Below are 24,487 nucleotides of genomic sequence, written 5' to 3'. Positions count from 1 at the left end.
CCCCCCCCCCCCGCGCCGCCCGCCCCTCTCCCGCGCCGATCTTGCGCGACCTGTGAGTGCAACACGCACTATCCGGGCAAAAGGGCAACACTTCGCGCAAGATCAACGTGATCTCGGCTCGGAGCCCGCCCGCCCGGCCCGCGATCGGGACCAAGATCGCTGTCTCGTGTCACAACCTCGGGCTGGACCCCACCTTTGGACACGAAACCGCGATCATCGCCTGGCGCCCCGCCCTGCCCCGCCCCCCGCAGCGCGGTAGCCCTACCGCTGCGCAAGAAATCCACTTCACCGTGCAACTTTGCGATGGCTAAGGAAGTGTCGCGGACCGTAACGGCGCAACGGTTGCCGACGACGGGACTGTCCTATCCGTACCCTCGCCAGCCATGCCTGATGCCCAACGGCCAGCGGAGGAACCCGCCGACGCAACCTCCCTCGCGGAGAGTGGCGAGATCAGCACCGATGGATCGACATCACCCCCGGTGATGACCCCTGATCAGGTCCGGGTCCCTCAGGTATGCAGCGGAAACCGTAACCGTCCGTCCTCGCCGGACGATCGCTACGTTTTTTGCATTGGACTGTGGACTTCTAACTACCAAGGCTCTAACGTTTTGCTACCACAGTCAGAAACACCGATGACTTGAGCCCGTAACAGTGCTTCAGGTGGTAGGTGCTCCTCGGCCGTGGCGGCGTGTGCGCGTGAGCTGGCACGTCGCCGCAATCCGCTCCGGCCGGGTCGCCTTCCGTAACACGGGGTGGCCGTCCTCCATCGACGGCGATCGCGATTCGCGGCGGGATGAACGCAGGAGAGGCAATGCAGGGAGGAGCGCAGTGAAAACCAAGAACGTTCGGGTCAGGCTGCTGGCGACGATGGTCGCAGCGAGCCTGGCCGTAGTCGTCGGGCCGGTGTCGTCACCGGCCGCAGCGGCCGGAGGGCCCAACCTGGCCGCCGGCAAGCCGGTGTCGGCCAGCAGCACCAACAACGGTTTCGTCACCGGCAACCTGGTCGACGCGAACCAGGGCAGCTACTGGGAGAGCTCGGGCGCGTTCGCGCAGTGGGCCCAGGTCGACCTCGGCAGCACCGTCAGCATCGACCAGGTCGTGCTGAAGCTGCCCGCGGGCTGGGGCGAGCGCACCCAGACGCTGTCCGTGCAGGGCAGCACCGACGGGAGCGGGTTCAACACGATCGTGGCGTCGGCGGGCTACAACTTCCAGCCGGGCCAGAACAACACGGTCGTCATCAACTTCCCGGCGGCGAGCACCCGGTACGTGCGGATCAACATCACCGCCAACACCGGCTGGGCCGCCGCGCAGCTGTCCGAGCTGGAGGTCTACGGCGCGGGCGGCGGCTCGTCCGGCAACCTCGCCGCCGGCAAGGCGATCGCCGAGAGCGGCCACGCCGACGTGTACGGCGCGGGCAACGCCAACGACGGCAACCAGGGCACCTACTGGGAGAGCGTGAACAACGCGTGGCCGCAGTGGCTGCGCGTGGACCTCGGCTCGACCGTCAGCGTGAACCGGGTCGTGCTGAAGATCCCGGCCGGCTGGGGCGCGCGCACGCAGACCCTCGCCGTGCAGGGCAGCACCAACGGCAGCACGTTCTCCGACATCGTGGGCTCGACGGGGTACAACTTCGCCCCGGGCTCGAACAACACGGTGACGATCAACTTCACCACCGCGTCCACCCGGTACGTGCGGATCAACATCACCGCCAACACCGGCTGGCCGGCGGGCCAGATCTCCGAGTTCGAGATCTACGGCCCGACCACGGGTGACACCCAGGCCCCGACCACCCCGGGCAGCCTGTCCTACACCCAGCCGCAGGCCGGGCAGATCCGCCTGGCGTGGAACGCCTCGACCGACAACGTCGGCGTCACCGCCTACGACGTCTACGCCAACGGCAACCTGCTGACCAGCGTCAACGGCTCGACGCTGACCTACACCGACACCCGGTCGGCGAGCGAGACGGTCAGCTACTACGTGCGGGCCCGCGACGCGGCCGGCAACCAGTCGGGCAACAGCAACACCGTGACCCGCACCGGCCAGACCGGCGACACCGTGGCGCCCACCGCGCCCGGCAGCCTGGCCTACACCCTGCCCGCCTCCGGCCAGATCCGGCTCACCTGGACCGCGTCCACCGACAACGTGGGCGTGACCGGGTACGACGTCTACGCCAACAGCACGCTGCGGGCCAGCGTCGGCGGCACCACCCTCACCTACACCGACAGCCAGCCGGACACGGCGACGGTCAGCTACTACGTCCGGGCCAAGGACGCGGCGGGCAACATCTCGCCGATGAGCAACATCGTCACCCGCAACGGCTCCGGTGGCGGCGGCACCAACCAGGCGCTGAACAAGCCGATCACCTCGAACGGCCACACGCACATCTTCGTGGCCGAGAACGCCAACGACGGCGACCTCACCACGTACTGGGAGGGCAGCACGTCGCCCAACCAGCTCACCGTGGCGATGGGCTCCAACGTCGGCGTGACCTCGATCGTGGTCAAGCTCAACCCGGACGCCGCGTGGGGCGCGCGCACCCAGACCATCCAGGTCCTGGGCCGCGAGCAGAGCTCGTCGTCGTTCGTCAACGTGGTGTCGGCGCAGGCGTACAGCTTCAGCCCGGCCACCGGCAACACGGTCACCATCAACGCCTCGGGCAGCTACGCCGACATCCGGCTGCAGTTCACCGGCAACACCGGCGCCCCCGGCGGCCAGGTGGCCGAGCTCCAGGTCATCGGCACCCCGGCGCCGAACCCGGACCTCACCGTCACCTCGCTGACCTGGTCGCCGGCCTCCCCGGTGGAGACCGACGCGGTCACCCTGAGCGCGGTGGTCCGCAACGCGGGCACCAACACCTCCGGCGCGACCAACGTCAACTTCTACCTGGGCACCACCCTGGTGGGCACTGGCTCGGTGGGCTCGCTCGCCGCCGGCGCGCAGACCACGGTCAACGCCAACATCGGCACCCGTAACGCGGGCTCCTACGCGGTCACCGCGAAGGTCGACGAGGCGAACAGCGTCATCGAGCAGAACGAGGCCAACAACAGCCTCACCGCGCCGAGCAACCTGACCGTCTCCCCGGTGCAGAGCTCCGACCTGGTGGCCAACCTGAGCTGGACGCCGAGCAACCCGGCGGCGGGCAGCAACGTGGCGTTCTCGGTGGCGATCAAGAACCAGGGCACCATCGCCTCGGCGAGCGGCGCGCACGGCATCACGCTGACCGTCCTCAACGAGGGTGGCACCGTGGTCCGCACGCTCACCGGCTCGTACTCCGGCGTGATCAACGCCGGGGCCACGGCGAGCCCGGTCAGCCTGGGCACCTGGACCGCGGCCAACGGCCGGTACACGGTCCGCGTGGTGCTCGCCAACGACGGTAACGAGCTGGCGGTCAAGCAGGCCAACAACACCAGCAACACGCCGCTGTTCGTCGGCCGCGGCGCGAACATGAGCTACGACATGTACGAGGCCGAGGACGGCACGGTCGGCGGCGGCGGCGCCGTGGTCGGCCCGAACCGCACCATCGGCGACCTCGCCGGTGAGGCCAGCGGCCGCAAGGCCGTGACGCTGAACAACAACGGCCAGTACGTGCAGTGGACGACGAAGAACGCGGCCAACGCGCTGGTCGTCCGGTTCTCCATCCCGGACAACTCGGGTGGCACCGGCACCACGTCGACGCTGAACATCTACGTCAACAACACCTTCCACAAGGCGATCACGCTGACCTCGAAGTACTCGTGGCTCTACGGCGCGGAGGCGGGGCCGAGCAACTCGCCCGGCGCCGGCGCGCCGCGTCACATCTACGACGAGGCCAACATCCTGCTGGACTCCACCATCCCGCAGGGCGCGACGATCAAGCTGCAGAAGGACTCCGCCAACGCGGGCACGTTCGCGATCGACTTCATCAACCTGGAGCAGGTCAGCCCCCGGGCGAACCCTGACCCGGCCCGCTACAAGGTGCCCACCGGCACCTCGCAGCAGGAGGTGCAGGCCGCGTTCGACGCCTTCCGGATGGACACCACCGGCACGTTCGTCGGTGTCTACCTGCCCGCCGGCAACTACGAGACGGCGCAGAAGTTCAACATCTACGGCAAGCCGGTCAAGGTCGTCGGCGCGGGCATGTGGTACACCCGCTTCAACACGCCGACCGGCCAGGAGAACACCGACGCCGGCTTCCGGGTGGAGAGCAGCGCCAACGGCTCCTCCTTCGAGCACCTGGCGTTCTTCGGCAACTACACCATCCGCCAGGACGGGCCGGGCAAGGTCTGGGGCGAGCTGAAGTCCGTGAACAACCTGACGTTCGACAGCGTCTGGGTCGAGCACACGGTCTGCGGCTGGTGGGGTGTCAACGTCAGCGGCTGGAACGTCAAGAACAGCCGCGTGCGCAACACCTTCGCCGACGGCATCAACCTGACCAACGACTCCACCAACAACACCGTCAGCAACGTCGAGGGACGAGGTAACGGCGACGACGCGTTCGCTCTGTTCTCGGCCACCGACAGCGGCGGCTCGGTCGGCAACAACGGCAACGTCTTCGAGAACCTCTCGGCGACGCTGACCTGGCGGGCCGCGGGTCTGGCCGTGTACGGCGGGTACAACAACGTGTTCCGCAACCTGTACATCGCGGACATGCTGACGTACTCCGGCATCACGATCAGCTCGCTCGACTTCGGGTATCCGTTCGTCGGCTTCGGCACCACACCCACCCGGTTCGAGAACATCTCGCTGGTCCGGGCGGGTGGTCACTTCTGGGGCAACCAGACCTTCGGCGCCATCTGGGTCTTCGCGGCCTCGAAGGAGTTCCGGGGCATCCGGGTGACCGACGTGGACATCGTCGATCCGACGTACTCCGGCATCATGTTCCAGTCGAAGTACCCGGAGCAGCAGCCGGTGACCGACACCGTCTTCACCAACGTCAGCATCAGCGGCGCGCAGAAGAGCGGTGACGCGTTCGACGCCAAGTCCGGCATCGGCATCTGGGTCAACGAGATGCCCGAGGCGAACCAGGGTCCGGCCCGTGGCTCCGCCACGTTCAACAACCTGACCTTCAGCAACAACTTCCAGAACATCCGGAACACCACCACGACCTTCACGCTGAACATCAACTAGCCTGAAGGAAAGGAAGGGCACCTTCTTAACGCTATGCGTTGTAGAAGGTGCCCTTCTTAACGTCCGGGGGTGGTGGAGATGCGGCTGACCAACCTCAGCACGGAGACGGCCGAGTACGCCCGGTCCCGCGAGGATCTGCGGGCTGCGGGCACACGCCCGCGACCGGGGCTGGACCGCCCTTCGCCTGCTCAGCGCCGGGGACGGCAGCTTCAAGTACGACCTCGGCAGCGAGGACGCCGACGGCGGGCAGGACTCGACGGTGTCGGTGTTCAGCCGCGACGCGGACGGGACGGTCAGGCACGTGTACTCCGCACACCCGCGCATGGCCGACGACCTCGACGAACGCGGCATCGACCTGCTCTGCCCGGTGTGGCACCTGCTCGACCTCACCCCGCGCGGGCGGGGCGACTGGAACGCGGCGCTCGACTACCCGCCGCGACCCGCCCGGAGCGGGTAGCCGCCTGCCGGGGGCGCGGACGGCCCCGACCGCAATGATGGGGGTATGGCGCTCGACCGGCTCGATCTGACCTCGCCCACCGCCCGGCTCGGGCTCGGCCTGGCCGCCGTCGGCCGTCCGGGGTACCTCAACCTGGGCCGCGACCGGGATCTGCCGGCGGCGCGAACCGTCGAGGCGATGCGCGCCCGCAGCCACGAGCTGCTCGACGCGGCGTACGCGGCGGGGGTGCGTTACGTGGACACGGCGCGCTCGTACGGCCGCGCCGAGGAGTTCCTCGCGTCCTGGCTGGCCGGGCGCGAGGTGCCGGACGTGGTCGTGGGCAGCAAGTGGGGGTACACGTACACGGCGGGCTGGCAGGTGGACGCGCCGGTGCACGAGGTCAAGGACCACAGCCTGGGGGTGTACGAGCGCCAGCTCGGCGAGACCCGCGAGCTGCTGGGGGACCGGCTGGACCTGTACCAGATCCATTCGCTGACCATCGACAGTCCGGCGCTGCGTGACACGGCGCTGCACCGGCGCCTGGCCGAGCTGGCGGCGAGCGGGGTGACCGTCGGGTTCTCCAGCAGTGGGCCCCGGCAGGCCGACGCGATCGAGGCCGCGCTGGCGATCGAGGTAGACGGGCGGCCGCTGTTCCGCAGCGTGCAGGCCACCTGGAACCTGCTGGAGCCGTCGGCCGGTCCGGCGCTGGCCGCAGCCCGCGCGGCCGGCTGCCAGGTGATCGTCAAGGAGGCCCTGGCCAACGGGCGCCTCGCGGTGAGCGGTTCACCGGCTTCACCGGCTTCACCGGCTTCGCGGGCGGAGGCTGGTCCCGGCTTCGGCGCGCTGCTGGAGGTGGCGGCGGAGACGGGCGCCACTCCGGACGCGGTGGCCGTCGCGGCGGTGCTGCGCCAGCCGTGGGCGGGCGTCGTGCTGTCCGGCGCGGCGACCACCCCGCAGCTCGGGACCAACCTCAACGGCACCCGGCTGGAGCTGGCCCCCGGTCAGCTCGACCGGCTCGCCGCGCTCGCCGAGCCGGCGGAGGCCTACTGGCAGCAGCGCGCCGCTCTGCCCTGGACCTGACGTCGCCGACAGCCCGCGTCGGGGCATGATCGCGGCTTCGTGTCAGAAAGTGCAGTCCAGGCCGAGGTTTCGACACGAGACGCCGATCATCGGCGGGCACCGGTGGGTGGGAGGTTAAGAAGGTGCCCTTCCTCTACGCATAGCGTTAAGAAGGTGCCCTTCCTTCGCCTTCGCGGAGGGCGGTGGCCACGGCGGAGGCGGCGGATTCGGCGTCGGGGCCGGTGGCGCGGACGGTGACGGTCTGGCCGGCGGTGGCGCCCAGGGCCAGGAGGGCGAGGACGCCGCGGGCGCTGGCGGTGCGGTCGCCATACACGATCTCGACGGTGCTGGCGAACTTCGCGGCGGTGACCACGACCTGCCCGGCGGGGCGGGCGTGCAGGTGGGCGGGGAGCAGCACGTCCTCAGAGCTTTCGGGCATGCCACGCCTCCTCGGCCGAGCTCGCGACGGTGTCCAGGTCGGCGCCGGTGGCCGCGATGACCGCGGCCGCGACCGCGCCTTCGACGAACGGGGCGTCGACCAGCCGCACCCGCGCGTCGGGGTGCTCGTCCAGCACCGCCCGCGCGGTCAGCACCGAGCTGCCCAGGTCGGGCAGCACGACCACGCCGTCGCCCGAGGCAGCCTCGCCGATCGCGTCCCGGATCAGGTCGTAGGACGTGCCCAGGCCGCCGTCGTCCGAGCCGCCCGCGACGGTGACCGCGACCGTGTCCCCGGCGACCTGGCGCAGCAGGTCACGCAGCCCGGCCGCGAGGTCGGCACTGTGCGAGACCAGCACGATCCCCACGCTCATGTCCGCATCGTAGCCTCGCGGCGGCGGAGAAGCGGCGGCAAAGAAACCGGGCAGGAGACGGCCCGGCGGGGCAGGATGGACTTACGACGCGAACCGGTGCGCGCCGGCGTCACCTCGCCGACGCCGGGAAGGGAGCCCGCCGTGAAGAAGTTCATCAACCACCCGGACGCGGTGGTCCGCGAGGCGCTGGTGGGCCTGGCCGCCGCCCACCCGGACCTGCGCGTCGACCTGGAGCAGCAGATCGTGGTACGCGCCGAGGCGCCCCGGGCCGGCAAGGTGGGGCTGATCTCCGGCGGCGGTTCGGGGCACGAGCCGATGCACGCCGGGTTCGTGGGCCTGGGCATGCTCGACGCGGCCTGCCCGGGGGAGGTGTTCACCTCGCCCGTGCCGGACCAGATCGTCGCGGCGGCGAAGGCGGTCGACGGCGGAGCCGGGGTGGTGCACATCGTGAAGAACTACACCGGCGACGTGATGAACTTCCAGATGGCCGCGGAGCTGTCCGGCGACGAGGGCATCGAGGTGCACTCGGTGCTGGTCGACGACGACGTGGCGGTGGAGGACTCGACGTGGACCGCGGGCCGCCGCGGCACCGGCGCGACCATGCTGGTCGAGAAGATCGCCGGAGCGCTGGCCGAGGAGGGGGCGGACGCCGCGGCGGTGGCCGCGCTGGGCACCCGGGTCAACGAGGCCAGCGCCTCGTTCGCGATCGCGCTGACCGCCTGCACCACGCCCGCCGCCGGGCGGCCGGGGTTCGAGCTGCCCGAGGACGAGATGGAGGTCGGCGTCGGCATCCACGGCGAGCCGGGCCGCCGCCGGGAGCAGCTGCGCCCGGCCCGGGAGATCGCCACCATGACGCTGGAGGCGATCCTGGCCGCCAAGCCGGTGGCCGCGGGCGAGGACGCCATCGTCGTCGTCAACGGGCTCGGGGCCACCCCGCTGATCGAGCTGTACCTGCTCTACGGCGAGGTGGCGGGGCTGCTGGAGTCGGCCGGGGTGCGGATCGCCCGCAACCTCGTCGGCAACTACGTGACCAGCCTGGACATGGCCGGGATGTCGCTGACGGTGTGCCGGGCCGACCCGGAGCTGCTGCGGCTGTGGGACGCGCCGGTGCGCACCCCCGCCCTGCGCTGGGGGGTCTGATGGACGTCGCGCTGGCCAGGGCCTGGCTGGACGCGGCCGCCGACGCGCTCGCGGCCCGGACCGAGGAGCTGACGTCGCTGGACGCCGCGATCGGCGACTCCGACCACGGCGTGAACATGAACCGGGGCTTCGGCGCGGTGCGCACCGCGCTGGCCGGGGCGTCCCCGGCGGGGCCCGGCGCGGTGTTCACGCTGGCGGGCACGACGCTGGTGTCGAAGGTGGGCGGGGCGTCGGGGCCGCTGTACGGCAGCGCCTTTCGCGCGCTGGGCAAGGCCCTGCCGGAGGGCGCCGAGGTGGACGCGGCGGCGTTCGGGGCGGGACTGCGGGCGGGCCTGGACGCGCTGGTGAAGCTGGGCGGGGCGGCACCGGGGGACAAGACCATCGTGGACGCGTACGCCCCGGCGGTGGACGCGTACGACGCGGCGCTGCGCGAGCACGGCGGCGATGGGGACGGCGGCCTGGCCGCGGCGGCGCGGGCGGCGGCGGGTGCGGCCGCCGAGGGCATGCGTGCCACGGTGCCCCTACAGGCCCGCAAGGGGCGCGCGTCGTATCTGGGCGAGCGCAGCATCGGCCACCAGGACCCGGGCGCGACGTCGACCTGGCTGATCTTCCAGGCGCTCGCCGACGCCGCCGCGACATGACCTCCGAGTACTACGCCGGGGTGGCCGGCGCGCCGGGGGTGGCCGTGGGCCGGGTGCGGCACCTGACCTACGGCGGCAACGGCGAGCCCGCCACGGCGAGCCCCGCACAGGTCGGCGCGGCGTTCGACGCGGTCGCGGCCCGGCTGCGCTGCACCGCGCAGGCCATGCGGGGGCGCGGCGAGAACGGCACCCCGGCCGACATCCTGGAGGCGACCGCGCTCATCGCCGACGACCCGGACCTGCGCGCCGCCGCGGTGGCCGCGGTCGAGACCGGCGTCCCGGCCGACCGCGCGGTGGCCGACGCGGCGGAGCGCTATGCCGCCGTGCTGGCGGCGCTGCCGGACCCGACGCTGGCCGCCCGCGCCGCCGACGTACGCCAGGTCGGCCGCCGGGTGGTGCAGCAGCTGCGGGCCGACGGCGGCACCAACGGGAACGGGCCGGAACCGGTGATCCTGGTCGCCGAGGAGCTGGGCGCCGACGACCTGCTCGAACCTGCGATGGTCGTCGCGGGTGCGGTGTCCCGGCTGGGCGGCCCGAACGCGCACGTCGCGATCGTGGCTCGGGCACTCGGTGTGCCGTTGCTGTTCGGGGTCTTCCTGCCGTCGGCGACGGAGGGACGGCAGGCGGTGCTGGACACCGTGACGGCGACGCTCACCGTCGACCCGCCGCCGCACCGGCTGGAGGCGGCACGCCAGGCGGAGGCGGCGGCCCGGGAGCGCCGTCAGGAGCTGGCCGCCCGGCGCGACCTGCCCGCGGTGACCCGGGACGGGGTGCCGGTGACGCTGCTGGTGAACGTGTCGACGGCGGCGGACGCGGTGGCGGGGCTGGCCGCGGGCGCGTCGGGCGCGGGCCTGGTCCGCACCGAGGTGCCCTTCCTGTCCGCGCGGGCCTGGCCGACCCGGGCCGAGCACGCGGCGGCGCTGCGGCCGGTGCTGGCGGCGCTGTCCGGGCATCCGGCGACCGTACGCACGCTGGACTTCGCGCCGGACAAGCTGCCGCCGTTCCTGTGGGGCACCTCGTCACGCCATCGCGGGCTGGAGCTGATGCTGGCCGCGCCGCACTCGCTGGCCGACCAGTTCGCGGCGATCCTGGACGAGGCGGACGGGGCCCGGCTGCGCATCATGATCCCGATGGTGACCACGGTGGCGCAGCTGGACCGCTGCCGTGAGCTGCTGAGCGCGGCGGCGGCGGAGCGCGGGGTGCCGGTGCCGCCGCTCGGCGCGATGATCGAGCTGCCGGAGGCGGTGGCGGCCGTGGACGAGCTGGCCGGGGCCGCCGACTTCCTGTCGCTGGGCAGCAACGACCTGACGGCGGCCCTGCTCGGCCTGGACCGCCGTGACCCGGCGCTCACCCCGGGCCGGATCGCGGACCCGGCGGTGCTGGCGGCCGTGGTGTCGGTGGTGCGGGCGGCCCGGCGCCACGAGCGCGACGTGTCCGTCTGCGGGGACGCGGCGGGCGATCCGGCCCTGGTGCCGCTGCTGCTGGGGGCGGGCTGCCGGATCCTGTCCATGGCACCCACGGCGCTGGACGAGGTGCGGGCCGCGGTTCGTGACACGACGCTGGGCACGTCCGCACCCGAATGACATAGCGCCCATTTCGTACGCATCGGCGCTGTGCCCGCCATACCCGGCGGCCATGCATAAGATCGCGCCTAGCTGGGAAAAGTTCGTTCTATGCTGGACACGTAGCGCGAGCGGATCACCGTATCCGGTGGTCGGCGGCGATTTTCGCCGCGTCGGCACCAGACAGCGCGCCGCACGGCCTCGCCGCCGCCCCACTTGCGGACTACCCGGGGGGCGGACAGACATGGCAGCAACCAAGACGAACGGCCTGTGGCGGGAACTGAGCGCCGAGTTCGCCGGCACGATGATCCTGATCCTGTTCGGTGTCGGCGTGGTGGCCCAGGTGGTGGCCGGCGGACTGGGCGACCACGACAGCATCGCGTGGGCCTGGGGCCTGGGCGTGACGCTGGGCGTCTACACCGCCGCGCGGATCAGCGGCGCGCACATCAACCCGGCGGTGACCTTCTCCCTGGCGATCTTCAAGGGATTCCCGTGGGTGAAGGTGCTGCCCTACATCGTGGCCCAGTTCCTGGGCGCCTTCGTGGCGGCGCTGATCGTGCGGTGGAACTACACCGAGGTGCTCCACTCGGTCGATCCCGGGCTGACCATGAAGACGCAGGGCGTCTTCTCCACGCTGCCCGGCAACGGGGCCCTGCCGATCGGCACCTGGGGCGCGTTCCGGGACCAGGTCATCGGCACCGCGATCCTGATGTTCATGGTGCTGGCGCTGACCGACCTGCTGAACCTGCCCCCGCTGGCCAACCTGGCGCCGCTGCTGATCGGCCTGCTCGTGGTGGCGATCGGCATGGCCTGGGGCACGGCCGCCGGGTACGCGATCAACCCGGCCCGCGACTTCGGGCCGCGGCTGGCGTCTTATCTGACCGGTTACGAGTCCGCGTTCCGAGATCAGTATGGGAATCTCTATTTCTGGGTGCCGATCCTCGGACCGCTGATCGGCGGACCCATCGGCGCGTTCCTCTACCAGCTCCTCATCGGCCGGCACCTGACGCCCGAGGAGATCACGGAGGAGCCCGCGCCGGTCGGGACGGTCGCGGTGAAGGAGACCGGCACCGGCAAGAGTTCCGACAGATGACCGGCACGTTCGGCGAGAGGACGCGGCGATGGCCGACTTTGTGGGCGCGATCGACCAGGGCACGACCAGCACCCGGTTCATGATCTTCGACCGTGGCGGCAACGAGGTCGGCAAGCACCAGCTGGAGCACAAGCAGTACCTGCCGCAGGCGGGCTGGGTGGAGCACAACCCGCTGGAGATCTGGGAGCGGACCAGCGCCGTGGTGCGCACCGCGCTGTCCCAGAAGAGGCTGCAGGCGTCCGATCTCGCCGCGGTGGGCATCACCAACCAGCGCGAGACCACGGTGGTGTGGGACCGCCGGACCGGGCGGCCCTACTACAACGCCATCGTCTGGCAGGACACCCGCACCGACCGCATCGCCGCGGCCCTGGACCGCGACGGCCGGGGCGACACCATCCGGCGCCAGGCCGGGCTGCCGCCCGCGACGTACTTCTCCGGCGGGAAGATCCAATGGATCCTGGAGAACGTCGACGGCGTCCGTGACGCGGCCGCCCGCGGCGATGCGCTCTTCGGCAACACCGACACCTGGACGCTGTGGAACCTGACCGGCGGGCCGGACGGCGGCGTGCACATCACCGACGTCACCAACGCCAGCCGCACCATGCTGATGAACCTGGAGACGCTGGACTGGGACGACGAGCTGCTGTCCTTCTTCGGCGTGCCGCGCGAGATGCTGCCGCAGATCCGGCCGTCGTCCGACCCCGGCCTCTACGGCAAGACGCGCGCCAACGGCCCGTTCGGCGGGGAGATCCCGCTGCCCGCGTCGCTCGGCGACCAGCAGGCGGCCACGGTCGGGCAGGTGTGCTTCTCGCCCGGCGAGGCCAAGAACACCTACGGCACCGGCAACTTCCTGCTGCTCAACACCGGCACCGAGCTGGTGCGGTCCAAGGCGGGCCTGCTGACCACGGTCTGCTACCAGTTCGCCGACCAGCCCGCGGTGTACGCGCTGGAAGGCTCTATCGCGGTCACCGGCTCGGCCATCCAGTGGCTGCGCGACCAGCTCGGCATCATCAGCGGCGCGGCGCAGAGCGAGGCGCTGGCCCGCCAGGTCGACGACAACGGCGGCATGTACTTCGTGCCGGCGTTCTCCGGCCTGTTCGCGCCGTACTGGCGCTCGGACGCGCGCGGCGTGATCGTGGGCATGTCCCGCTTCAACACCAACGCGCACCTGGCGCGGGCCGCCCTGGAGGCGATCTGCTACCAGTCGCGCGACGTGGTCGAGGCGATGGAGAAGGACTCCGGGGTGCGGCTGGACTTCCTCAAGGTCGACGGCGGCATCACCGCGAACAAGCTGTGTATGCAGCTGCAGGCCGACATCCTGGGCGTGCCGGTGAGCAAGCCGGTGGTCGCCGAGACCACCGCGCTGGGCGCCGCGTACGCCGCCGGGCTGGCGGTGGGGTTCTGGAAGGACACCGAGGAGCTGCGCCAGCACTGGCACGAGGACCAGCGCTGGGACCCGACCTGGTCCGACGAGCAGCGCGCCGAGGGGTACAAGGGCTGGAAGAAGGCCGTCGAGCGGACCCTGAACTGGGTCGAGGTCGAGTAGGGGTCCCGCATGGACGTCGTAGCGCTCTCTCCCGAGGCGCGCCGCCAGGCCCTGGCCGACATGGCCGCCCGGGAGCTGGACATCCTCGTCGTCGGCGGGGGCGTGGTCGGCGCCGGTGCGGCGCTGGACGCGGTCACCCGCGGTCTGACCACCGGGCTGGTCGAGGCGCGGGACTGGGCCTCGGGCACGTCCAGCCGGTCCAGCAAGCTCATCCACGGCGGCCTGCGCTACCTGGAGATGCTGGACTTCGGGCTGGTCGCCGAGGCGCTGCGGGAGCGGGCGCTGCTGCTCACCCGCATCTGCCCGCACCTGGCCAAGCCGGTCAAGTTCCTCTACCCGCTCACGCACCGGGTATGGGAGCGGCCGTACGTCGGCAGCGGCGTGCTGCTGTACGACACCATGGGCCTGACCACCGGCACCGGCCGCGGCGTGCCGCACCACCGGCACCTGAGCCACCGGCGCGCCCTGCGTGAGGCGCCGTGCCTGAAGAAGGGCTCCCTGGTCGGCGCGGTGCAGTACTGGGACGGCCAGGTCGACGACGCCCGGCACACGATGACCGTGGTGCGCACGGCGGCGTCGTACGGCGCGCTGGTCGCCAACCGGGCCCGCGTGACCGGCTTCCTGCGCGAGGGCGAGCGGGTGGTCGGCGCGACGGCGGAGGACGTGCTGACGGGCGAGCGGTACGACGTGCGCGCGCAGCAGGTCATCAACGCGACCGGGGTGTGGACGGACGAGACGCAGCGGATGGCCGACACCCGCGGCCAGTTCCACGTCCGGGCGTCGAAGGGCATTCACCTGGTCGTGCCGCGCGACCGCATCCAGTCGCGCACCGGGCTGATCCTGCGCACCGAGAAGAGCGTGCTGTTCGTGATCCCGTGGGGCCGGCACTGGATCGTCGGCACCACCGACACCGACTGGCACCTCGACCTGGCGCACCCGGCCGCCACCGCGCACGACATCAGGTACCTGCTGGCGCACGTGAACTCGGTGCTGGTGACCAAGCTGACCATGGAGGACGTGGAGGGCGTCTACGCCGGGCTGCGGCCGCTGCTGGCGGGGGAGTCGGAGGAGACCAGCAAGCTGTCCCGCGAGCACCTGGTCGGGCACCCGGTGCCGGGCCTGGTGGTGGTCGCGGGCGGCAAGTACACGACGTACCGGGTGATGGGCAAGGACGCGGTGGACGAGGCGTGCCGCAGCCTGGACCAGAAGATCCCCGAGTCGATCACGCACGAGGTGGCGCTGGCCGGCGCGGAGGGCTACCGGGTGCTGTGGAACCGGCGGCACCTGCTGGCCCAGGAGTCGGGCCTGCACGTGGTGCGGATCGAGCACCTGCTCAACCGGTACGGCTCGATGATCCACGAGGTGCTGCGGCTGGTCGAGGACGACCCGTCGCTGGCCGAGCCGCTGCCCGGCGCGGACGACTACCTGGCCGCCGAGGCGGTGTACGCGGCCTCGCACGAGGGCGCGCTGCACGTGGACGACGTGCTGGCCCGGCGCACCCGGGCGTCGATCGAGACCTGGTCGCGCGGGGTGCAGGCGGCGCCGACCGTGGCCCGGCTGATGGGCGGCGTGCTGGGCTGGTCGGACGAGCAGGTGGCGCGCGAGGTCGAGGTCTACACGGCCCGGGTCGAGGCGGAGCAGCAGTCGCAGCAGGAGCCCGACGACGAGTCGGCGGACAAGGTTCGGCTGGCCGCGCCCGATCTTGGCTGACGGTCCCTAATGTAGTTTCATGCGATTTGTCCGAACTGTCAGGTTCTGGGGCGGTGCGTTGCTGCCCGGCGCGCTGCTGCTAGGCGGGTGCACCGGCACCCCGACCGCGGGCGGCCCGCCGATGGGCATCGAGCCGGGCGGGCAGGTCGGCACCTCGGCGGAGGTCGACCTCGCGGGCGTCGGCGACCCCTACTTCCCGAACTACGGCAACGGCGGTTACGACGTCGCGCACTACGACCTGAAGATCAAGTTTGATCCGGCCTCCGGGCGGCTCGACGGCACCGCGACCGTCCGCGCCACCGCGACCGTCCCGCTGGACCGGTTCCACCTCGACCTCATCGGGCTCGACGTCGCTCAGGCCACCGTGGACGGCGCCCCCGCCAAGGTCGCCCGCGACGGCGACGAGCTGGTGCTCACCCCCGCCGCCCACCTCGATTCGGGCCGGGAGTTCACGACCGTCGTCACGTACGGCGGCCGCCCGGCCGAGTCGCCGGAGCGCGACGCCGAGCACAACGGCTTCTACGTCAGCCGGAGCGGCGCGGTGGCGGTGGGCGAGCCGCAGTCGGCCGCGTCCTGGTTCCCGGTCAACGACCACCCGCGCGACAAGGCCCGCTACACCATCGAGATCACCGCGCCGAAGACGGTCAGCGCACTGAGCAACGGCGTGCTCAAGAGCCGCAGGGAGCAGGGCGACCAGGTCGTCTGGCAGTGGTCGGTCACCTCGCCGATGGCGTCCTACCTGGCCACCATCGTGGTCGGCGACTACCGGATCACGCAGGCCGAGCACAAGGGCAGGCCAGTCGTCAACGCGATCGCGGCGAGCGTCCCCGTCGGCGAGGCCGATCGCAACCTGGCCCGCACCACCGAGGTCTGCGACTTCCTGGAGGGGTACTTCGGGCCGTACCCATTCGACGCGTACGGCGGCATCGTGGTCGGCGACAGCCGCGTCGACGCCGAGCTGGAGAACCAGACCCGGCCCATCTACCTGCCCGGCACCTGGGCCGATGGGCCCAACACCAGCATCCTGGCGCACGAGCTGGCCCACCAGTGGTTCGGCGACAGCGTCTCGGTGGACAGCTGGCGCGACATCTGGCTCAACGAGGGCTTCGCCACCTACGCCGAGTGGCTGTGGGACGAGCACGAGGGCGGCCGCACCGTGCAGGAGCGCTACGACCGGTACTACCGCGACAGGCGTGACCGCATGTGGCGCGTGCCCACCGCCGACCCGGGCCGCGACGGCATCTTCTCCAGCAGCGTCTACGAGCGCGGCGCGATGACCCTGCACGCGCTGCGCAAGCTCATCGGTGACGAGAGGTTCTTCACCGTCATGCGCACCTGGACCGCCGAGCAGCGCGACGGCAACGCCACCACCGCCGAGTTCGTCGCCCTCGCCGAGCGCGTCGCCGCCCGCCCCCTCAGCGCCTTCCTCCAGCCCTGGCTCTACGGCAAGACCCGCCCCTGACCGGCCCTGCGGGGTCAGGGCTGGAGGTCGCGGCGGCGGCTGAGGCCGTGTTCGAGGAGCTGCTCGGTGACGAAGGCGACCACGACGGCGATCAGGATGATCGGGGTGGTGCGGAAGCCCAGCGGGCCCATCAGGAGCACGACCAGGACCACCGCGCTGACCGGCAGCGACATGATGGCCACCGAGGCCGCCGCCATGCCCGCCGCCATCGCCGGCACCGCGCCCAGGCCGGGCAGCGGCCCGGCGAGCACGCCGAAGACGCCGCCCAGGCTCACCGCCGGGAAGATCGGGCCGCCGCGCAGCGCCGCCAGCGACAGCGCGTACCCAGCGCTCTTGAACAACAGCAGCGCCAGCAGCGGCAGCTCCGGCCAGGCGGCCGGATCGGCCGCCAGCGCGGCCAGCAGCTGCTGCCCCGACAGCGCCGCCTCCGCGGGGGAGCGGCCCGTCATCAGGGAGTACGCGGCAGCGCAGACACCCACGCCCAGCGCCGCGGCGAACGTGCCGGACAGCGGCCGGGCCGTCACCCACGGCGCGACCCGGTGCGCCACCAGCCGTACCACCCGGATGCCCGCCGCGGCGAGCACCGCCAGCGGCACCGCCCACAGCAGATCCGCGATGTCGGGGCGGAAGTCGGTCGCCGGGACGGGCAGCGTCAGCGACCCGATGGGCAGCCCGGACCAGGCGCCCAGCCCGGTGAACACGATCGCGCCGATCCCCGCCGCCAGCAGGCACGGCACCACGACGATGGCCAGCGCCGCCCCGCTCAGCTGGATCATCTCGATGAGCAGCACCGCGGCCACCACCGGGCTGCCGAAGATCGCCGCGACGGCCGCCGCCGCGCCCGATCCGGCGACGATCATCGACTTGCGGCTGCCCTTCTCGACCCCGGCGAGGTGGGCGATGAGCAGGGCGAGCCCGCCGCCGCCCGCGATGAGCGGCGCCTCCGGGCCGAGCACCGCGCCCAGCGGCAGGCTGGCCAGCGCGGCCACCAGCACCCAGGGCAGCTCCGCGGCGGACGGCGGCGGCCCGCCCAGGCCGTCGACCGGCACGTGGCCGCCGTGGCCCGGCGCCCACCGGACGACCGCGCCGACGCCGAGCCCGGCCAGCGCGAGCAGCGGCAGCGGCCACCACCAGGGCGGAGTGTCCGAACCGGTCAGCGCCTGCGGCAGGTCGTGCCAGATCCGGTGCTCGGCGGCGTGCAGCAGGGCCAGGAACCCGAACGCGGCCAGCGACACCGGCACGCCCACCAGCCCGGCCAGCGCCAGTGTGCGCAGGTAGCCGACGCGGCGCACCAGCTCGGTCGGGTCGGGGGCGCGGGTCGGCGCGCCGCCCTGACCGCCGTTCCCAGCCGCGGGTGTCACGTCGGCCGTGCTCGCCGCTCCGGCTGCGCTCGCCGCTCCGGCGGCTCCGTGCGCGTCCGGCCTGGCTAGGCCTGCGACGGGCTTGTCCTCCGAATCCGGCATACCGTCACGATAGGGGCGGCATCCGGTGTCGCGTCGGGCGATGGGCAGTTCGGGCGGTTTCCGGCGTGCCTCAGACCTCCAGGGCGCGCCGGTCCCACGCGGCCAGCTCCGCCGCGGCCTCGTAGGTGCACTGCAGGAACGTCATCAGCGTCGCGTCCGGATCGTCGGCCGTGCGCACCACCTCGTACGGCAGCACGAACTCGCCCAGCTCCGCGTCGTAGCGGGCCTGCTCCGGCCCGATCGGCCAGTCGCGGAAACCGGGCGGCTCCGGGTACGCGTACGCGTAGAACACGCCCTCCGGGCCGCCGCCCGGCCAGAAGCCGCAGCTGCTCACCTCGTGGCTGTAGGCCAGCAGGTTGACCCGGTCGGGGCAGTTGGGCACCCCGCCCGGGTGTGGCGGCGCCTCCTCGCCGGAGAACCGGGTCACCGCCAGGTCCAGCGCGCCCCAGAACACGTGCACCGGGCTGACCTTGCCCTGGAACCGGCCCCGGAACGCGGTGAACACCCGGTGCGCCTGCACCAGCGCCAGCCAGAAGCGGTGCGCGGACCCGGCGTCGTACGAGCAGTGCTGATCGTCGTCCGGGAACGGGATCACCTGCGGCAGCTCCACCGGCCGGGCCATGATGTCGACCGGCATGCCCAGCGAGTCCAGCGCCGACATCACCGCGGCGTGGAAGTCGGCCACGCTGCGCGGGCGCAGCTCCACCTCGCGCCGCTCGCCGCCCGTCGTGTGCAGGTCGAGCACATGCCGCTGGAAGTCGAACACGATCTCCAGCCCGGCCGTGCCGTACGGCATCAGCGAGGTGGTCAGGCCGCGCGCGTTCACGTACAGCGGGACCTGCCACCAGTGGTTGACCATCGGCTCCAGGGCCAGCCGCACCTTGCCCACGACCTGCGTCCACAGGTGCAGCGTGTCCCGTGTGTCCGACCACTCGGCCAGCGGCAGCGCCGGCCACACCCCTTTGCTGCTCACGCCCCCAGCATGCCCGAGCGCACCGCCGTGCCGTGCCCGTTCGGCGAGCTGGGAGCGGTTACGGTCGGGGGATGGGCAAGGGCGGGTTCCTGCGGTGGGTGGAGCTGGACGAGGACGGGGCGGACCTCGCGGCGTACCCGTTCGCGCTGCCGGTGGTGGCCGGGCTGCGCAAGGCGGGGCGGCTGGAGCTGGACCCGAGGGTGACGTTCCTGATCGGGGACAACGGCACCGGCAAGTCGACCCTGATCGAGGCGATGGCGGTGGCGGCCGGGTTCAACCCGGAGGGCGGCTCGCCGAACTTCAACTTCGCCACCCGTGCCACCGAGTCACCGCTGGGTGATCATCTCCGCCTGGTGCGCGGCCTCGGCAAGCCCCGCACCGGCTTCTTCCTGCGCGCGGAGTCCTTCTACAACGTGGCCACGGAGATAGAGAACCTCGGCATGGAACGCGCCTACGGCGGGCGCAGCCTGCACGAGCGCTCCCACGGCGAGTCGTTCCTGGACCTGGTCGCCCACCGGTTCGGGCCGCAGGGGCTGTACCTGCTCGACGAGCCGGAGGCGGCCCTGTCGGTGTACGGCTGCCTGGCCGTCATCGCCCGGATCCAGGAGCTGACGGCGCTGGGCTCGCAGTTCGTCATCGCGACGCACTCGCCGATCCTGCTGGCCGTGCCCGGCGCCCGCATCCTGCGGATCGACGCCGACGGCGGGATCGCGCGGGTCGGCTACGACGACGCCGAGCCGGTGGCGCTGACCAGGTCGTTCCTCGCCGAGCCGCAGCTCTACCTGCGCCACCTGCTCGCCCCCGGCGCGTGACCCGGCTCCCGCCGCATGGCTCCGGTCCGCGACGAGGCGCTCGCGGTCAGGCGGCGAGGCGGTAGACCTCGACGTGGCGCAGCTGGGCGTCGGAGAAGGTGAACGCGCCCGCTGTGTCGTAGCCCGCCACCCGGATCAGCTGCCCGCTGGGCAGGTGGTCGCGGCCGGGGTCGCCGATGAGGACGGTCGCGCCGCGCTCGGCGGCCCGTTGCAGGAACGGCAGCATCCGGTCGGCCAGCTCGGCGTCGTAGAACACGTCCCCGGCCAGCACCAGGTCGGCGTCGCCGGCGTCGCCGTCGAGCAGGTCGTGCTCGCTGCCGGTCACGGCCACCCCGTTGGCGCGGCCGTTGAGCAGCGCCGCGGCGACGGCGTACGGGTCGGTGTCGTTGGCGGTGACGCTGACCGCGCCCGCCATGCCGGCGGCGATGCCGGCCAGGCCGGAGCCCGCTGCCAGGTCGAGCGCGTGGCGCCCGTGGGCGGTGTCGGGGTGGTCGAGCACGTACCGGGCGATCGCCTGCCCGCCCGCCCAGGCCGACGCCCAGTACGGCACCGGCACCCGGCTGTGCGCCTCGGCCTCCATCCGGGCCCACCACACGATCGAGTCGACGGCCAGGTGCAGCCGGATCTCGGGGACGAGGGGCACCGGGCTCAGGCAGAGCCGGTCGAGCGCGGCGGGCTGGGGAGGCAGCATTTTGCGCCGAAGGTCCTTCAGGGCGCTCTCGACAAGGGCCGTCACCCGTTCAGGATGCCCCCTCACGCGCTCGGCGAACCGTCGAATCGCCCAGTTCACGCGCAAACCTCAGCCGACTCGGGCGCGGCGCGCTAGGGTCAGCGGAGAGGTGGGGCAGTTCGCGTCGCAAACGGCGGCGCGAAGGTAGGAGCCCCGTGAGAGGGATTCGCATGGCAACCGGCACCGTGAAGTGGTTCAACTCGGAGAAGGGCTTCGGCTTCATCGAACAGGACGGCGGTGGCGCGGACGTGTTCGTTCACTACTCCGCCATCTCCGGTGGCGGCTACCGCGAGCTCCACGAGGGCCAGCAGGTCGAGTTCGAGATCACGCAGGGCCAGAAGGGCCCGCAGGCGGCCAACGTCCACCCGCTCTGAGTTCACGTACGCATAGCCGAAGGGCGCCTTCTCACCGCTGAGAAGGCGCCCTTCGGGCTTGTTGTGGCGTGTCTTACGTTCTTTACGCGGCGGCCAGCGCCGGCTCGGCCGGTGCCGTGTCACCGCCCGCGGCGGGCTCGGCCGGGCGCAGCGCCAGGGCGAGCACGTCCGCGACGTCGGACAGCACGTGGACGGTCAGATCCCGCCGCACGTCCGCGGGCACGTCGTCCAGGTCCGGCTCGTTGCGGGCCGGGATGATCACCTCGGTGAGGCCCGCCCGGTGCGCCGCCAGCAGCTTCTGCTTGACGCCGCCGATGGGCAGCACCCGCCCGGCCAGGGTCACCTCGCCGGTCATGCCGAACTCGGGCCGCACCGGCCGCCCGGTGACCAGCGACGCCAGGGCGGTGACCATGGTGATGCCGGCGCTCGGGCCGTCCTTGGGCACCGCACCCGCTGGCACGTGCAGGTGGATCCGCCGCCCGGCCAGCGCGTTGGGGTCCAGCCCCAGCTCGCGGCCGTGCGAGCGCAGGTACGACAGCGCGATGTGCGCCGACTCCTTCATGACGTCGCCGAGCTGGCCGGTCAGGGTCAGCCCCGGCTCGCCCTCCATCGAGGTCGCCTCGATGAAGAGCACGTCACCACCGGTGCCGGTGACCGCGAGGCCGGTGGCCACGCCGGGCACCGCCGTACGCTCCGCCGACTCCGGGGTGAACCGGGGACGGCCCAGGTACTCCTTGAGATCGGCCGTGTCCACGGCGACCTTGCCGGAGTCGGTGGCCTGCTTGACCGCCACCTTGCGCAGGATCCGGGCCAGGGCCCGCTCCAGCTGGCGTACGCCCGCCTCGCGGGTGTGCTCGGCGGCGACGGCACGCAGCGCGTCCTCGCTGATCGACACCTCGTCGGCGGTCAGGCCCGCCCGGTCGAGCTGCCGGGGCAGCAGGTGGTCCCGGGCGATGGCGACCTTCTCCTGCTCGGTGTAGCCGTCCAGGGTGACCAGCTCCATCCGGTCCAGCAGCGGGCCGGGGATGGTCTCCACCACGTTCGCGGTGGCCAGGAACAGCACGTCGGACAGGTCGAGGTCGACCTCCAGGTAGTGGTCGCGGAACGTGTGGTTCTGCGCCGGGTCGAGCACCTCCAGCAGGGCCGCGGCCGGGTCGCCGGCGTACCCCGCCGAGATCTTGTCGACCTCGTCGAGCAGCACCACCGGGTTCATCGAGCCGGCCTCGCGCAGCGCCCGCACCAGGCGGCCGGGCAGCGCGCCGACGTACGTGCGCCGGTGGCCGCGGATCTCGGCCTCGTCGCGTACGCCGCCCAGCGACACCCGGACGAACTTGCGGCCCAGGGCCCGCGCGACGGACTCGCCGAGGCTGGTCTTGCCCACCCCGGGCGGACCGGCCAGGGCCAGCACCGCACCGGAGCCGCGCCCGCCGACGACCTGCAGGTTGCGGGCCGCGCGCCGGTTGCGCACCGCGAGGTACTCCAGGATCCGGTCCTTCACGTCGTCGAGGCCGGTGTGGTCGGCGTCGAGCACCGCCTTGGCCGCGGCCAGGTCGGTGTTGTCCTCGGTGCGCACGTTCCACGGCAGCTCCAGCACCGTGTCCAGCCAGGTGCGGATCCAGCTCGTCTCCGGAGAGGCGTCGCTGGCCCGCTCCAGCTTGCCGACCTCGCGCAGCGCCGCCTCGCGCACCTTCTCGGGCAGGTCGGCGGCCTCGACCCGGGCCCGGTAGTCGGCCGAGCCCTCGGGCTCGTCCTCACCCAGCTCCTTGCGGATCGCGGCAAGCTGCTGGCGCAGCAGGAACTCGCGCTGGGACTTCTCCAGCCCTTCGCGCACCTCGGTGTTGATCTTCTCGGAGACCTCCTGCTCGGCCGCGTGCTCGCGCGCCCAGCCGACCAGCAGCTCCAGCCGCGCGGTCACGTCCGGCGAGCCGAGCAGCTGCACCTTCTGGGCCAGCGTCAGCCACGGGGCGTAACCGGCCGAGTCGGCCAGCTCGGACAGGTCGGTCATCCGCTCGACCGCGTCGATGATCTGCCACGCGCCGCGCTGCTGCAGCTCAGCGGTGACCAGGGCCTTGTACTCGCGGGCCAGCTCCTTGGCCCGGCCGGCCGGTTCCGGCTCGGTGAGCAGGCTCGCCTCGACCCACAGCGCCGCGCCCGGTCCGGGCACGCCGGAGCCGATGCGGGCCCGGCTCACGCCGCGCAGCACGGCGGCGCGCTCGCCGCTGGGCAGGCGGCCCACCTTCTCGATCACGGCGGTCACGCCGAAGGAGCCGTACTCGCCGTCGATGCGGGGCACGGCCAGCACGGTCTTGTCCCCGGCCGCCCGCGCCGCGTCGATCGCGGCCTGCGTGTCGGGCTGCAGCGCCACGGCCACCACGTTGCCGGGCAGCAGTACCGCGTCGTCCAGGGGAAGAACGGGGAGAGTCGTCATCTGTGACACCTCTTAACTTGAGTCTGCCTGACTCAAGTCTCCGGGCCACCTGGTTGTTCCCTCAACTTCCCCCTGTGACCCACGCCACTCCCGTCCCGCGGATCCGCGCCTAGATCATCCGACTTGCCTGGCACTTGGGCGTATCTTGAGCGCGCTTTCGCCCAAGTGCCTGGCAAGTCGGGCGATCAACGCCCATGACCGCCGCAACCTCGCGGAAGGGTCAGCAATTCCCGACCGGGATGTACGGCGGCTTGTCCTGCTCGTCGCGGTAGACGGCGGACACCGGCGCGGTCACCGGGATCGGCGTGGTGAGCACCACGCCCTGCGCCTGAACGGCGCCCTGCGCATGCGCCGCGCCCTGCGCGTGGGCGGTGGCCTGGGCGTGGGTGGCGGCCTGGGCGACGGCCTGCGTTGCGGCTCCTGCCGCCGTCATGGTCGCGCTTGCCGCCGTCGCCGGTGCGGCGGGGGCTGACGTCACGGCAGCCGGCGCCGATGCCGCGGCTGGGACGGTGACGGGTTCGGTGACGGGCCGCGCGATGCCGGCGGGCACGGGTGTGGCGGGCTGCGCGGAGGTGAGCGGCGGGATGCGGTCCATGAGGTGCGGGGCGACGAAGTCGGCCGGGTCGGGGGTGCGCTCCAGTCGCGGGCGCGGGGCGAGCAGGCCGAAGGCGAGGCCGGTGATGACCGGCATCACGGAGTACGAGGACGCGACGTCGGTGAAGTACACGTCGAGGCCGATGTTGAACGCGCCGCCGAGGTACAGGCCGAGGTCTCCGGCGACGGTGACGGCGGCCCAGAGCAGGCCGACGAGCACGCCCTCGGGGCCGGTCGCGGTGGGGCGCCGGTAGAGGTACCGGATGGCGAACCCGAGCACCAGTCCGACCATGGTGGTGAGCTTGATCGACTCGTACAGCGCCTCGTGCTTGCCCTCGGCGGGCAGCAGGATCAGCGAGATGGCGACCATACCGAGCCAGACTCCGAGCCCGTAGCCCAGCACACGCGGCGACCTCATGGGGCGTTTCCTCCTCGAAAGCGGGGTTTCTACCCTGCTAACCGCCGGAAGCGCGCGGAGGTCGCTCCCGGCCGGAAACGCGACACCACCGCGTTAGGAAGGGCACCTTCTACTACGCATAGCGTTAAGAA

19 protein-coding genes are annotated in these 24,487 nt (G+C 72.2%); 12 read left to right on the top strand and 7 right to left on the bottom strand.

What is annotated here, in order from left to right:
• Nucleotides 1–867 precede the first annotated feature (867 nt).
• The 3 genes from Cba03nite_RS37375 to Cba03nite_RS37365 all read left to right on the top strand — a co-directional run bounded on the left by Cba03nite_RS37375 (nucleotide 868) and on the right by Cba03nite_RS37365 (nucleotide 6,622).
• Nucleotides 868–5,106 carry a discoidin domain-containing protein gene (locus Cba03nite_RS37375; protein ID WP_203756963.1) on the top strand — a complete coding sequence of 1,413 codons (4,239 nt, stop codon included), beginning with the start codon at nucleotides 868–870 and terminating at the stop codon, nucleotides 5,104–5,106.
• 133 nt (nucleotides 5,107–5,239) lie between these two features.
• Entirely contained in the window at nucleotides 5,240–5,563 is a 324-nt protein-coding gene (locus Cba03nite_RS37370) for a DUF899 family protein (protein WP_203756962.1), read from the top strand.
• 45 nt (nucleotides 5,564–5,608) lie between these two features.
• On the top strand, nucleotides 5,609–6,622 hold the full coding sequence (locus Cba03nite_RS37365; protein WP_203756958.1) for an aldo/keto reductase: 1,014 nt from the start codon (nucleotides 5,609–5,611) through the stop codon (nucleotides 6,620–6,622).
• Between the two features lie 145 nt (nucleotides 6,623–6,767).
• Here the strand turns inward: Cba03nite_RS37365 and Cba03nite_RS37360 are convergent, their stop codons facing one another.
• Together Cba03nite_RS37360 and dhaM are read right to left on the bottom strand one after the other, a co-directional pair.
• Entirely contained in the window at nucleotides 6,768–7,040 is a 273-nt protein-coding gene (locus tag Cba03nite_RS37360; protein ID WP_203756956.1) for an HPr family phosphocarrier protein, read from the bottom strand.
• Nucleotides 7,024–7,410, bottom strand: coding sequence for a dihydroxyacetone kinase phosphoryl donor subunit DhaM (dhaM, locus tag Cba03nite_RS37355; RefSeq protein ID WP_203756954.1), 387 nt, complete (start codon nucleotides 7,408–7,410; stop codon nucleotides 7,024–7,026). Before dhaM ends, Cba03nite_RS37360 begins: the two co-directional genes overlap by 17 nt.
• 141 nt (nucleotides 7,411–7,551) lie before the next feature.
• Here dhaM and dhaK point away from each other — a divergent pair, with 141 nt between their 5' ends.
• From dhaK to Cba03nite_RS37320, 7 genes are all read left to right on the top strand, one after another.
• The gene (gene dhaK / locus Cba03nite_RS37350) at nucleotides 7,552–8,550 is read left to right on the top strand and encodes a dihydroxyacetone kinase subunit DhaK (protein ID WP_203756952.1); all 999 of its coding nucleotides are present in this window, start codon (nucleotides 7,552–7,554) and stop codon (nucleotides 8,548–8,550) included.
• The gene (gene dhaL / locus Cba03nite_RS37345; RefSeq protein ID WP_203756950.1) at nucleotides 8,550–9,191 is read left to right on the top strand and encodes a dihydroxyacetone kinase subunit DhaL; all 642 of its coding nucleotides are present in this window, start codon (nucleotides 8,550–8,552) and stop codon (nucleotides 9,189–9,191) included. The genes dhaK and dhaL overlap by 1 nt, the downstream gene beginning before the upstream one ends.
• Entirely contained in the window at nucleotides 9,188–10,774 is a 1,587-nt protein-coding gene (locus tag Cba03nite_RS37340; RefSeq protein ID WP_203756948.1) for a putative PEP-binding protein, read from the top strand. Before dhaL ends, Cba03nite_RS37340 begins: the two co-directional genes overlap by 4 nt.
• A 223-nt stretch (nucleotides 10,775–10,997) precedes the next feature.
• Nucleotides 10,998–11,846, top strand: a complete 849-nt coding sequence (locus tag Cba03nite_RS37335) for an MIP/aquaporin family protein (RefSeq protein WP_203756947.1) — start codon at nucleotides 10,998–11,000, stop codon at nucleotides 11,844–11,846.
• Between the two features lie 28 nt (nucleotides 11,847–11,874).
• Nucleotides 11,875–13,392 carry a glycerol kinase GlpK gene (gene glpK / locus Cba03nite_RS37330; RefSeq protein WP_203756946.1) on the top strand — a complete coding sequence of 506 codons (1,518 nt, stop codon included), beginning with the start codon at nucleotides 11,875–11,877 and terminating at the stop codon, nucleotides 13,390–13,392.
• A 9-nt stretch (nucleotides 13,393–13,401) separates the two neighbouring features.
• On the top strand, nucleotides 13,402–15,102 hold the full coding sequence (locus Cba03nite_RS37325; protein ID WP_203756945.1) for a glycerol-3-phosphate dehydrogenase/oxidase: 1,701 nt from the start codon (nucleotides 13,402–13,404) through the stop codon (nucleotides 15,100–15,102).
• A gap of 19 nt (nucleotides 15,103–15,121) precedes the next feature.
• A complete protein-coding gene (locus tag Cba03nite_RS37320) occupies nucleotides 15,122–16,564 on the top strand; it encodes a M1 family metallopeptidase (protein ID WP_203756944.1) in 1,443 nt (480 codons plus the stop codon).
• A 14-nt stretch (nucleotides 16,565–16,578) separates the two neighbouring features.
• Here the strand turns inward: Cba03nite_RS37320 and Cba03nite_RS37315 are convergent, their stop codons facing one another.
• Together Cba03nite_RS37315 and Cba03nite_RS37310 are read right to left on the bottom strand one after the other, a co-directional pair.
• Entirely contained in the window at nucleotides 16,579–18,027 is a 1,449-nt protein-coding gene (locus tag Cba03nite_RS37315; RefSeq protein ID WP_203756943.1) for a chloride channel protein, read from the bottom strand.
• A 70-nt stretch (nucleotides 18,028–18,097) separates the two neighbouring features.
• Nucleotides 18,098–19,000, bottom strand: coding sequence for a DUF5996 family protein (locus Cba03nite_RS37310; RefSeq protein WP_203756942.1), 903 nt, complete (start codon nucleotides 18,998–19,000; stop codon nucleotides 18,098–18,100).
• 71 nt (nucleotides 19,001–19,071) lie between these two features.
• Between Cba03nite_RS37310 and Cba03nite_RS37305 the strand changes: the two genes are divergently transcribed.
• On the top strand, nucleotides 19,072–19,812 hold the full coding sequence (locus Cba03nite_RS37305; RefSeq protein WP_203756940.1) for an AAA family ATPase: 741 nt from the start codon (nucleotides 19,072–19,074) through the stop codon (nucleotides 19,810–19,812).
• A 46-nt stretch (nucleotides 19,813–19,858) separates the two neighbouring features.
• Here Cba03nite_RS37305 and Cba03nite_RS37300 read toward each other — a convergent pair whose 3' ends face one another.
• Nucleotides 19,859–20,503, bottom strand: a complete 645-nt coding sequence (locus tag Cba03nite_RS37300) for a class I SAM-dependent methyltransferase (RefSeq protein ID WP_203756961.1) — start codon at nucleotides 20,501–20,503, stop codon at nucleotides 19,859–19,861.
• 209 nt (nucleotides 20,504–20,712) lie between these two features.
• Here Cba03nite_RS37300 and Cba03nite_RS37295 point away from each other — a divergent pair, with 209 nt between their 5' ends.
• Nucleotides 20,713–20,916, top strand: a complete 204-nt coding sequence (locus tag Cba03nite_RS37295; RefSeq protein WP_203756938.1) for a cold-shock protein — start codon at nucleotides 20,713–20,715, stop codon at nucleotides 20,914–20,916.
• An 82-nt stretch (nucleotides 20,917–20,998) separates the two neighbouring features.
• Here the strand turns inward: Cba03nite_RS37295 and lon are convergent, their stop codons facing one another.
• Entirely contained in the window at nucleotides 20,999–23,344 is a 2,346-nt protein-coding gene (lon, locus tag Cba03nite_RS37290) for an endopeptidase La (protein WP_203756936.1), read from the bottom strand.
• A gap of 220 nt (nucleotides 23,345–23,564) precedes the next feature.
• Entirely contained in the window at nucleotides 23,565–24,356 is a 792-nt protein-coding gene (locus Cba03nite_RS37285) for a hypothetical protein (RefSeq protein WP_203756934.1), read from the bottom strand.
• Between the last annotated feature and the right edge of the window lie 131 nt (nucleotides 24,357–24,487).

This window comes from Catellatospora bangladeshensis (assembly GCF_016862575.1).
Classification (GTDB): Bacteria; Actinomycetota; Actinomycetes; order Mycobacteriales; family Micromonosporaceae; genus Catellatospora; species Catellatospora bangladeshensis.
Note: the sequence above shows the minus strand (reverse complement) of the source record. Positions and strands in the feature narration are given on the sequence as shown.

Coding starts and splice junctions, on each gene's coding strand:
- Cba03nite_RS37375 (WP_203756963.1), top strand. CDS start 868: ATGGTCGCAGCGAGCCTGGCCGTAGTCGTCGGGCCGGTGTCGTCACCG.
- Cba03nite_RS37365 (WP_203756958.1), top strand. CDS start 5,609: ATGGCGCTCGACCGGCTCGATCTGACCTCGCCCACCGCCCGGCTCGGG.
- Cba03nite_RS37360 (WP_203756956.1), bottom strand. CDS start 7,040: ATGCCCGAAAGCTCTGAGGACGTGCTGCTCCCCGCCCACCTGCACGCC.
- dhaM (WP_203756954.1), bottom strand. CDS start 7,410: ATGAGCGTGGGGATCGTGCTGGTCTCGCACAGTGCCGACCTCGCGGCC.
- dhaL (WP_203756950.1), top strand. CDS start 8,550: ATGGACGTCGCGCTGGCCAGGGCCTGGCTGGACGCGGCCGCCGACGCG.
- Cba03nite_RS37340 (WP_203756948.1), top strand. CDS start 9,188: ATGACCTCCGAGTACTACGCCGGGGTGGCCGGCGCGCCGGGGGTGGCC.
- Cba03nite_RS37335 (WP_203756947.1), top strand. CDS start 10,998: ATGGCAGCAACCAAGACGAACGGCCTGTGGCGGGAACTGAGCGCCGAG.
- glpK (WP_203756946.1), top strand. CDS start 11,875: ATGGCCGACTTTGTGGGCGCGATCGACCAGGGCACGACCAGCACCCGG.
- Cba03nite_RS37325 (WP_203756945.1), top strand. CDS start 13,402: ATGGACGTCGTAGCGCTCTCTCCCGAGGCGCGCCGCCAGGCCCTGGCC.
- Cba03nite_RS37320 (WP_203756944.1), top strand. CDS start 15,122: ATGCGATTTGTCCGAACTGTCAGGTTCTGGGGCGGTGCGTTGCTGCCC.
- Cba03nite_RS37315 (WP_203756943.1), bottom strand. CDS start 18,027: ATGCCGGATTCGGAGGACAAGCCCGTCGCAGGCCTAGCCAGGCCGGAC.
- Cba03nite_RS37305 (WP_203756940.1), top strand. CDS start 19,072: ATGGGCAAGGGCGGGTTCCTGCGGTGGGTGGAGCTGGACGAGGACGGG.
- Cba03nite_RS37300 (WP_203756961.1), bottom strand. CDS start 20,503: ATGCTGCCTCCCCAGCCCGCCGCGCTCGACCGGCTCTGCCTGAGCCCG.
- Cba03nite_RS37295 (WP_203756938.1), top strand. CDS start 20,713: ATGGCAACCGGCACCGTGAAGTGGTTCAACTCGGAGAAGGGCTTCGGC.
- lon (WP_203756936.1), bottom strand. CDS start 23,344: ATGACGACTCTCCCCGTTCTTCCCCTGGACGACGCGGTACTGCTGCCC.
- Cba03nite_RS37285 (WP_203756934.1), bottom strand. CDS start 24,356: ATGAGGTCGCCGCGTGTGCTGGGCTACGGGCTCGGAGTCTGGCTCGGT.